Annotated in this window: 13 protein-coding genes; 12 read left to right on the top strand and 1 reads right to left on the bottom strand. The window is 41.7% G+C overall.

What is annotated here, in order from left to right:
- Positions 1 to 94: 94 nt before the first annotated feature.
- The 5 genes from EDD57_RS11135 (at position 95) to EDD57_RS11115 (ending at position 3,900) form a co-directional block, all read left to right on the top strand.
- The gene (locus EDD57_RS11135; protein ID WP_131849521.1) at positions 95 to 631 is read left to right on the top strand and encodes an NAD-dependent epimerase/dehydratase family protein; all 537 of its coding nucleotides are present in this window, start codon (positions 95 to 97) and stop codon (positions 629 to 631) included.
- Complete coding sequence (locus EDD57_RS11130) at positions 628 to 1,248, top strand: AAA family ATPase (RefSeq protein WP_243649523.1); 621 nt, start codon at positions 628 to 630, stop codon at positions 1,246 to 1,248. Before EDD57_RS11135 ends, EDD57_RS11130 begins: the two co-directional genes overlap by 4 nt.
- A gap of 178 nt (positions 1,249 to 1,426) precedes the next feature.
- The gene (locus EDD57_RS11125) at positions 1,427 to 3,037 is read left to right on the top strand and encodes an amidohydrolase (protein ID WP_131849520.1); all 1,611 of its coding nucleotides are present in this window, start codon (positions 1,427 to 1,429) and stop codon (positions 3,035 to 3,037) included.
- Positions 3,038 to 3,120: 83 nt separating this feature from the next.
- On the top strand, positions 3,121 to 3,546 hold the full coding sequence (locus tag EDD57_RS11120) for a cell wall hydrolase (protein ID WP_131849519.1): 426 nt from the start codon (positions 3,121 to 3,123) through the stop codon (positions 3,544 to 3,546).
- A gap of 24 nt (positions 3,547 to 3,570) precedes the next feature.
- Entirely contained in the window at positions 3,571 to 3,900 is a 330-nt protein-coding gene (locus EDD57_RS11115) for a spore coat protein GerQ (RefSeq protein WP_131849518.1), read from the top strand.
- Between the two features lie 62 nt (positions 3,901 to 3,962).
- On the opposite strand, the gene EDD57_RS11110 is transcribed toward EDD57_RS11115, so the two are convergent.
- Positions 3,963 to 4,670 (bottom strand): S1C family serine protease, encoded by a 708-nt coding sequence (locus tag EDD57_RS11110; RefSeq protein WP_131849517.1) that lies wholly within the window; start codon positions 4,668 to 4,670, stop codon positions 3,963 to 3,965.
- Positions 4,671 to 4,832: 162 nt separating this feature from the next.
- On the opposite strand from EDD57_RS11110, the gene EDD57_RS11105 reads away from it, so the two are divergent.
- From EDD57_RS11105 to EDD57_RS11075, 7 genes are all read left to right on the top strand, one after another.
- Positions 4,833 to 5,297 carry a hypothetical protein gene (locus EDD57_RS11105; RefSeq protein WP_131849516.1) on the top strand — a complete coding sequence of 155 codons (465 nt, stop codon included), beginning with the start codon at positions 4,833 to 4,835 and terminating at the stop codon, positions 5,295 to 5,297.
- Positions 5,298 to 5,427: 130 nt separating this feature from the next.
- A complete protein-coding gene (locus EDD57_RS11100) occupies positions 5,428 to 6,021 on the top strand; it encodes a biotin transporter BioY (protein WP_131849515.1) in 594 nt (197 codons plus the stop codon).
- A 221-nt stretch (positions 6,022 to 6,242) separates the two neighbouring features.
- The gene (locus tag EDD57_RS11095; protein ID WP_131849514.1) at positions 6,243 to 6,983 is read left to right on the top strand and encodes a pseudouridine synthase; all 741 of its coding nucleotides are present in this window, start codon (positions 6,243 to 6,245) and stop codon (positions 6,981 to 6,983) included.
- A 33-nt stretch (positions 6,984 to 7,016) separates the two neighbouring features.
- On the top strand, positions 7,017 to 7,688 hold the full coding sequence (locus EDD57_RS11090) for a serine/threonine protein kinase (RefSeq protein WP_131849513.1): 672 nt from the start codon (positions 7,017 to 7,019) through the stop codon (positions 7,686 to 7,688).
- Positions 7,689 to 7,820: 132 nt separating this feature from the next.
- On the top strand, positions 7,821 to 8,516 hold the full coding sequence (locus tag EDD57_RS11085; protein ID WP_165873779.1) for a tetratricopeptide repeat protein: 696 nt from the start codon (positions 7,821 to 7,823) through the stop codon (positions 8,514 to 8,516).
- A 277-nt stretch (positions 8,517 to 8,793) separates the two neighbouring features.
- Positions 8,794 to 9,189 carry a DUF309 domain-containing protein gene (locus EDD57_RS11080; RefSeq protein WP_131849511.1) on the top strand — a complete coding sequence of 132 codons (396 nt, stop codon included), beginning with the start codon at positions 8,794 to 8,796 and terminating at the stop codon, positions 9,187 to 9,189.
- A 152-nt stretch (positions 9,190 to 9,341) separates the two neighbouring features.
- Positions 9,342 to 9,911, top strand: coding sequence for a hypothetical protein (locus EDD57_RS11075; protein WP_131849510.1), 570 nt, complete (start codon positions 9,342 to 9,344; stop codon positions 9,909 to 9,911).
- Positions 9,912 to 9,924: the final 13 nt, after the last annotated feature.

Raw genomic sequence — 9,924 nt, 5'->3', positions numbered from 1 at the left:
AGATAAAACTAAAGGGCATGAGTCCGGTTCAATACCGAACACATACCCTGCAGATTGCTTAAAACTTCGTGTCTAACTTTTTGGGTTCACTTCAATGACGATATTCCGCCCTTTTTATATCTATGGACCTGGGAATAATCTGGATCGAGAGACGTATGTGTTTCACCGTTTACTGAAAAGAACACCCATTATCATCCCTGGAAACGGTTCCTCGTTCATCCAATTTGGCCACATTGATGACTTAGTAGAAGGATTGCAACGATGCATGTTACAAGAAAAAAGCTTTGGTCAGATTTATAATATCGCTGGGAACGAGATTGTGACATTAAAGGAATGGGTTGAGGCTTGTGCGGAAGCGGTAGGGATAGAGCCTCAAATGGAGTTGATAGATGGAAATATTGGATTTGAAGCAAGGCAATGGTTCCCGTTTCGTGATGCTTCTCTCTTTGGGAGTTGCGATAAACTGAAACAGCAGCTGAGAATTCAACCTCGATTCTCTTTGCTAGAAGGATTACGAGATACTTATAACAAAGTGGATAAGAAACGATTTACAGAACCCATTATTTATTCGGAAGTGGAGCGTGCTATTTTAGAAGATGTGATTGGAAAAACGGAAGGAGAACAACATTGACGCTAACTCAAAGAGCATCACAAATCTTGGATCGATGTCTCGAGAAATATCATTCGAGCCAACCATTTTTATTAGGAATCGATGGTTTGAGCGGATCAGGAAAAACAACTCTTACAGCACAATTGCAAGATCTGTGTCGGCTTCGAAACATCCTTGTTACCATTATTCACATGGACGATCACATCGTACCAAGAGAACAGCGATATGATACCGGAGAGGCAGAGTGGCGTGAGTACTATTATCTACAATGGGATCGCTTACGATGGATGCATTTATTACAAGAGCTTCGTAAACCAATCGAGCAGACTATTCAACTCGAGTACTACCAAAAGGAGTTGGACGAGTACGTAATTCGAAATGTTCGACTATCTCCACAAAATTTTGTGATTGTGGAAGGGATTTTCTTACAACGAGAAGAATGGCGCTCCTTTTTTGACTATGTGATTTATTTAGATATGGACCGTGATATTCGTAATGATAGGGTATTGGAGCGAGACACTTATATTGGCGATCTCGATGACAGACGTGCCAAGTACATACGGCGATATTGGCCAGCAGAAGATTATTACTTAGAACATGTCCGGCCTAAAGAACCGGCTGATATTGTGATATCTTAGAGGCAGATTTGATGAATCAGAACTGAGAACTGGTATAAAAAATTTTCCCTGACACAGATTAGTCAGTCAGCCTCCCAATTAACCAATAAGTGAAAGTAGAATAGATACATGCCCCGGGTTTGCTATTAACACATTGTTTATAAACTCATTTATTCAAAGTAGGAGGTAGCGGATACAAATGGAACACATAATCCTAGAAAACGGCATCATTACCACACTCGATCCAAACATCCCCCAAGCCGAATCCATCTACATAGAAAATGGGAAAATCATTGCAGTCGGAACTAAGAAAGATATCCGCCATATGTACGACAGAGCTGGGGTACAAAGAATAGACTGCAAAGGAGCCTACATATACCCCGGATTCGTTGATAGTCACATGCACCTTTCACTAGTAGGACAAAAGCTACAGATGATCGACTTCCGAGAGGTTCGTTCAAAGGGTGAGATGCTTCGATTGATCCGGGAGCGAGCAGAGACGATCCCAATGGATGAATGGATCGTAGGGCAAGGGTGGCAGGAATCGATGCTGGATGAACTCCCTAGACTCGAAGAATTAGACGAATCCTCACTAGGCAGACCCTTATTACTCAGTCGAATCTGCTTCCATAGCTACCTCGCTAACGGGCGGGCAGCAGAGTTGGCAGGAGTGCGTCCCCATCAAGAAGAACCAGAAAAAGGAGCCTACGGACGAAACACAGAAGGACGATGGAATGGGAGAATTTACGAAGAGGCATCACTCCCATTTCACCAAGCACAGCCTAAACCAACCTATGAACAGAAGAAATCCACGATACGACAAGCGATGGAACTGGCGTTACAATATGGACTCACAGCGGTCCACACAGAGGATTTACGTTTTATCGAAAGTGTATCCGACTTAATTCAGATTCATCGTGAATGTTGCCAAGAAGGAACCTATCTACGAACGCACCAGCTCATTTACCAGCCACACTTTGACCAACTAGAAGAACTGGGATTGCATTTTCAGGGTGGGGATGAATGGATGCGCATCGGAGCGATGAAATTATTTTCTGATGGGTCACTGGGAAGCTGGACGGCTTGGTTACAGGAGCCGTATGCAGATAATCCAGAGACAAACGGAATCTCCATCCATACAGATGAACAGCTTCTTCACTTCGCAGAACATGCCAGAAAAAGAGGCTATCCCATCGCCGTTCACGCGATCGGAGATGCCGCGGCCGACCAAGTAATCCGTACCATTGAACAACTCCAGCGAAAATACGGAACGGAAGAACCACCTCGGCATCGTCTAATCCATGCCCAAATTTTGCAATCCTCTATGATAGAAAGAATCAAAAATGCGAAGATTGCCCTCGATTTACAACCTATATTCGTACAAGGCGATTTTCCATGGGTAGTGGGGCGGGTTGGGGAACAACGATTAACTACTTCCTATGCTTGGAAAACATTGATTGAAGCAGGAATCCCGTGTGCTGGGGGCAGTGATGCGCCTATAGAGCCATTATCGCCGCTTCTTGGCATGTACGCTGCTATGACACGAAATCATCATCCAGCGGATCACTCAGATTACCACGAATCCCAAAAACTAACGGCTGAACAAGCCCTCCGATTATACACACTCGGAAGTGCTTACTTAGCAGGTGAAGAACATGAACGCGGATCGATTACGCCCCAGAAGTATGCAGATTTTACGATTCTAGATCGTGATCTCACTCGATGTACACCTGAGCAAATTCGAGATGCAAATGTATTAGCTACGATTGTGAATGGAAAGATTGCCTATACGGACTCGTCTATTACATGAACCCGATGACTTCTATGATGGAGTCATCTTTTTTATGTTCTATCTGATTGAATGGAATCATAGGCTATGCATGAGGTGATCACATGGCCGTGATTCGCACCAACTCGGAACAAGTTAAATTATTAGCTAGATTATTACGAGCAGAAGCTGAAGGAGAAGGCGAACAAGGTATGTTGATGGTAGGAAATGTAGGAGTTAATCGAATTCGAAGTAATTGCTTGGACTTCAAAAATATCCGTACCATTCAACAGATGGTGTTCCAAAATCCTGGAGGATTCGAATCTACCCAGAAACCATATTTCTATCAAGCAGCTAGAGACCGCGATATTCGCCTAGCCCAAGATGTGGTAAATGGAAGGCGGATCGATCCTGCTCGAAATGCTTTGTGGTTTTTTAGGCCAGTTGGAGCATGCCCACCAACGTGGTATAACCAAGCAGGTAGTGGTCGCTTTAAGGCTCATTGCTTCTTTGTTCCTACAGAAGCTGATTGTCCTAGAGTATTTACTTAGCAAAGGGAAAAGGGGTAGGAGGTTATGTACTGGCAATATCCATATCAACAGTATCAGTATGGTGGTAATGTTTCGCAAGCAGGGAATATTCAACAAAGAACAGAGCGTTATTATTCTGAGGACTTACTGCAAAAAAATATAGGTAAGACAGTGACGGTGTATCTCACATTTGAAAATAATAAACAGTGGAATGCGCGGCAAGTAACCGGAAAATTACGTGAAGTAGGAAGAGACTTTATCCTTGTTAAGGATCGTCAAACCGGGAAAGATCAAATGTATCTAAATATAAATGTCGACTATATCGTATTTGATGATGCACCAGCTACGATAGCAGATGGGTATGATCAAGACTAATTAAAAATGAAATAAGCAGGCTGAAAGACTAGGATCCAGTGTGATCACTAGTCTTTTTCTGGTTAAGCAGCGAGATAGCGTTTAATCAATGGTTTTATATTTTCTGTCGGGATTGCAAAACCAAGGCATTGAGATGGATAGATAATAAGTGTATTTACGCCGATTACGTGACCGTGAAGGTTGATAAGTGGACCGCCGCTGTTGCCGGGATTGATCGGAGCATCGGTCTGAATCACACTATGATAGTATCGATTCGATAATTGGAGGGGACGATTTTTTCCACTGATGATCCCCGTGGTGGCGGTTTGCTCTAGGCCAAAAGGATTGCCGACTGCTAGTACCCATTCTCCGACTTGCGTTTGGGTGGAATCGCCTAGTTTTAACGCATGGAGCGGATGAGATGTTTTGATTTGTAGTACGGCGAGATCCTTTTTCGGTTCTGACCAAACGACTTGTGCTGTTACTGGACTACGAATGCCATCTAGTTTGATATGAATTCGGTTTGCGTTTTGGATGACATGGTAGTTTGTTAGAATGTATCCCTTACGTGAAATAATGAAGCCACTTCCAAATTGCTGTTCTGGTTGTTGTTGCTGTCGTCTCGGTTGCTCCATCATCATGTTAAATCGATGGTTAGTAGTAGGGGCATCTTCCGTCTGGATCGCAACAACTCCTTTTCGTACAGAGCGAATGAGTCGCACAAAATAGTTAGAAGGATGATGAGCAGCTAGTCGATTTGTATATGATCGTTGCATTTTTTTAGATGGCATCTCGATGATCACTCCCGTTTCTCTAATCCTACTCCTCCAATCATTTTATGATTGAAAATCATTACCGGTACAGGCTGATAACTAGAAAATGAGGGATTCATCATAACTTGCAACGTTTGTCCATATATTGAAGTAGAGGAAGATGATACGGGAGGAATGGGGATGAAACAATTCATTCGTAAAAGCGGAACAGCCCTAGCATTAATAGCCGTTTCGATTTTAGGCACAGTTCTATATATGAACTATATCGAGGATAAAGAGGCAAAAACGTATGTTGAAACCTATACCCAACTAGGTGGTAGCCAGATCGTAAACGAGATGACAGAGTCCTACTCCCAAATCATGGAGCAATATTCTAACTATAAATTGAACCGAGACACAAAAAAGAAAATAGTCGATCGTCTCCAATTATTAACGAAAAAGCTTCAGCAAGTAGAAAACCAACTAAATACGAAAACGGAATCTCAGAAACTCGACTTTGCCTATTTATATCAAGATGCTAAGCTAGTTTCCTTAAGCTTATCAGATCCAACCAAAGATGACATTGTCCCCGTAGTCGTGCTTCACGCTTCTGAAGGAGTTGGGGAATGGAAGAAACAGATTGTGAATATGGAACAAGGGGATTAAAAAGGGTGCTTTTGTAAGTTTGAATATAAGAGAACGAGGCATTGTCAACTATATTTTATGCTAAGTTGACAATGCCTCGTTCTCTTATTATGATTTTATAGAAAAGTTCATCAGAAGAGGAGAAATCATCATGGCTTATAAATTTTTTTTAACGATTCGAGAGATGACTTTATGCGCTATGTTTGTAGCGCTTATGACGATTGGGGGACAGATTAAGCTTGATTTTACAGGGGTTCCTTTTACTCTACAAACCTTGATTGTCATGTTGGCTGGCTCTTTATTAGGGAAGCGTTTAGGCACGATTAGTATGTTTGTTTTTATTGCACTTGTTGCTGTGGGGGCACCTCTTTTAGCCGGTTTCAAAGGTGGCATAGGCACTCTATTTGGACCAACGGGTGGGTATATCTGGTGTTTTCCTCTCGCAACGTATCTGATTGGACTCTTTATCGAAAAGCTTAGACGAGATCAGAAGCCGAAGTATTGGCATGTTTTAGGTGCCTATCTTTTGGGCGGGGTCGTGGTTGTTCACTTGGTCGGATTTGTCTGGTTTTGTAGTTATATGAATGTGCCTTATGGGAAAAATCTGGTTCTGGGGTTGCTTGTTTTTATACCGGGGGATGTGATCAAGGCGGTTGTTGGTACGGTGATTAGTTTAGGTGTGTATAATGCGATTCCTGGTTTGATACAGGGTAATGGGAAGCAGAGTAATAAGGCGATTGGTTAGTTGGTAATTAGTCATTAATCAAAACCTTAGATGTGTGGTCAGATACATGCCCCGGGACAGGCTTTATAGCAGTTATAGGTTTAGCCAGTATTAATCAATCGATCTACGGAAGCAAATACTACAAGCCAACTAGAATATATTTTCTAGTTGGCTTTTTCTCTGTTACAATCAGATATACAAGCTAGGCTAAAATGAAGTCAACAAGTAGTTAGGAGAACAATATGAGTAAAACAAAAACATCCCGTTTAGATAAAATCCTTGCTAATAGTGGATTTGGAACACGCAAGGAGATAAAAAAGCTTTGTAAACAGGAGCTAGTCCGCGTAAATGGGCAAACAACGAAGGATCCCTCAACCCATGTGAATCCGTATCAAGACGAAATCTTTGTGGGAAATGAACGGGTTTTTTATAGTGAGTGGGTCTACCTACTGATGAATAAGCCAGCAGGTGTGATCTCGGCTACGGAGGATCATCAACATGAGACGGTCATCGACTTAATCGATGAAAAATACCGGCGTTTTGATCCGTTCCCTGTGGGGCGTCTGGATAAAGATACGGAAGGTTTTCTACTACTAACGAACGATGGAAAACTGGCTCACCACTTGTTATCGCCTAAAAAGCATGTGGCGAAAACGTACTATGCTGAGATAGACGGGGTGGTTACAGAGGAAGATATTGAGGCGTTTTCGAAGGGAGTTACGTTAGAAGATGGATATCAGACACTGCCTGGGAAATTAGTGATTTTAACCAGTGGAATGTTATCCGAGATTGAGCTTACGATTACAGAAGGAAAGTTTCACCAAGTAAAGCGGATGTTTGAAGCAGTAGGGAAAAAGGTAACGTATCTTAAGCGGATTTCCATGGGGCCTCTTGAGTTAGATCCCTCTCTTGATTTGGGAGAATATCGAGAGTTGACCCAGGAGGAAGTTACTCTACTCCAGCAAGCAAATCAAAGCGAGTAAGTTTGCATGGGAGTACATCGTTAGGGAGGGACCATGTCCATTACGACGACCGTGGCCTTATTAAAAAAAGTATCGTTTCGCGTTTTCCCAAAAAACCTACCCGTTACAGATATTAGTATTCCACCCGAACTTCGTCTGATCGGTACCGGAACAGACGCGATTGTGGTGCAAGATCCTCGGGATACTTCTGTAGTTTATAAATTGTTTCATCCCGATCGGTTATGGAAAAAAGAAAACGAATGGAAATCTTATCAACAATTAGGTGAATCATCCTATTTCGCTAAATGCTATGGAAGTGAAGATAACTATCTTATCTTAAGTTATGAATCTGGATTGACCTTATTAGAATGCTTGGAACAAGGTGTTGAAATCCCAGAGCAAGTGCTTGAGGATGTAGACGAAGCCCGTTCCTATGCGCGATCTGTTGGATTAAATCCAAGGGATATCCACTTGAAAAATGTGTTTCTCCAAGAAGGTCGCGCAAAGCTGATCGATATATCAGAGTATGTGATTCCTGGAAATGATTATCGGTGGGATCACTTGGTAGAAGGATATCGGCAATTTTATCCATTGATTCGGGGGATGAAAATTCCCAAGTGGATGATTGAATACGTAAAAAAACTATATCTTGATCAAAACGGCAAAAAGAAATCTTTCTCTGTATCCGAATTTGGAAAAAGATTGTTTCGGTTGTTTAGTGCATAATGATCGGTAAGAGAAAAACGAAAAGGAGTTTCGTTTTTCTTTTTTCTATTGAATCGATGAAATGATACAATAAAAGGGACGATGATACGAGCGGCTTGTAAATGTTACAGACGAGACGAGGGGGAATACGTGATGACAAATTCGGTTGTAGATTCATCACTGTTATGGATTCGTGGCATTCGGATTCCTGCAAGTCAATACAAACGCATTAAATCGAGATTGGAACAGAATCTCCAAGGCGAACCATCTCGTACAGATTATCTAGAACTAGCTCAATTAGAATTACGGAAGCAGAATTATGGACTTGCGATGGAAGCAGTAGAGGAAGCATTACAATTGGACCCTACGGATGCAGAGAGTCAATTATTATATGCTAATATCCTAGAGCTTACGGGTGAATGGGATCGAGCAAAATCCGTTTATCGTACCAATATCATGCTTCACCCCGTCTCTGCTCAAGGGTATCGCGAGTATGGACGATTTTTACTGAGCATGGACCATGATGATTCGATTCCTCATATACGATCACTAGTCCTAAAAGGATTAGAGCTCGATCCAAAAGACTCCTACGCTCATACCATCTTGGCAGAGATTTATTGGAAGCTAAGTCAAAAGAGCCAAGCAGAGCTACACTTAGAAATCGGTTTACGCTACTTACAAGACGAACCCTGGATCCATCAGCGACGTGCTTCGATCTTAGCCGAATTAGGGCGATTTGCTGAATCGATTCATCACTATAAACAAGCCTTGAAAGAGGATAAGAAGAATATTTATATAAAGCATCAATTGCAAAGAGTAGAGTGGTTATTAAAGCAGAAAACGACATAGATGAAAACAACCCAGTTCTAGAATGAACTGGGTTGTGAATTTTATCATAAATGATGATGCTAAATATCTGAAATATCGACAAAATTCGATAGTTATGTTAAGATGTTCCCCGTAGGTAAGGTTGACCTTCTTGCTTACGTTACTTACCATGCTTCTTTTAACTCCTTAATCTTGACCCTCTTTCATGTGACCAGGATGGAAGTCTGTACCTGGTCTCTTTTATTTGTTACAATAACGGGGGGAAATTTGCTAACTATAGAAAAAGGAGGGGGTACGGATGTCTTTTGATCCACTCTATCTCCGATTTTTTGACTTATATCATGCCAAAGAGTATTGGGAAGCCCATGAAGCGTTAGAGGATTTATGGCAAACGCAGAGATCCAATGATTTTTATCACGGATTGATTCAAATTGCGGCGATTCACCATCAGTTAGAGCGTGGAAAAGTTCGCGGAGTACGAAAGCTTTCCACTTCGGCATTACGCTATTTAACGCCTTATGCCCCAGAAAATGATAGAGTACAGATTACGTGTATTTTAGAATGGTTGCAGATGTGCTTAGACCGTTTACCTGATGATATACAGCAAATATCTGTGGAAGAGATGGCCCAATTTGCCATTCCGATTTGCTCATTGCCTACTTCAAAAGAGTTACAAGAGACAGAAATAAGATAGCTCAACGACTTTCGATATAACAAGTCCTATTTTGGGCTTTTTTTTATTGTTTTCTTACATAATTGAATCACTTTCCGACTAAATACATATATAAGAGCCTAGAAAAGTGATAAGCCTAGGTGGATGATGTTTTATAGAAGGAGAGGACTGAAATGAAAGGGAGACGTTGGACGGAAGAAGAAGATCATTATTTGAGAGAGAGAGTATTGCAGTCTATAAGTAGTGGTGGTAGTCAATTAGATGCATTTGATGAAGTGGGCAAGAAAATGGGTCGTACGGCGGGTGCGTGTGGGTTCCGTTGGAACGCAGTACTGCGCCAACAAGATCCAGAGTCCTATTCGGATGCGAAGAAGCAACGAGTATATACACAGCTCCAGCGGAAGAGACGTCCTCGATTTGAATCATTGTCTCGTATTGGAGAGTCGTTAGTGGAAGTGGAGAGACAATGGTTTTATAAGAAGAACCATGTTGAACAATTAAAGAAACAAATTCAGTATCTAGATCAAGAGATTCAAGCATTAGAACGTGATAACAGATCCTCGGCTGATTTAGAGAAACAGTCTGAACAACTTACGCAAAAAGAATTGCAGGAGCGGTATCAGGATTTGTTACATTTAGTGGGTGAGATTCAACAACAGCCTGCATTTGCAAAGTTTTTTTCGGAGATGAAATTTGATTTTCCCGTGACAGATGGGAAGTCAGATAGGGACACCTCATCATAAGATATATCAGTGA

This window comes from Baia soyae, from assembly GCF_004341445.1.
GTDB classification, from domain to species: Bacteria; Bacillota; Bacilli; order Thermoactinomycetales; family Thermoactinomycetaceae; genus Baia; species Baia soyae.
Note: the sequence above shows the minus strand (reverse complement) of the source record. Positions and strands in the feature narration are given on the sequence as shown.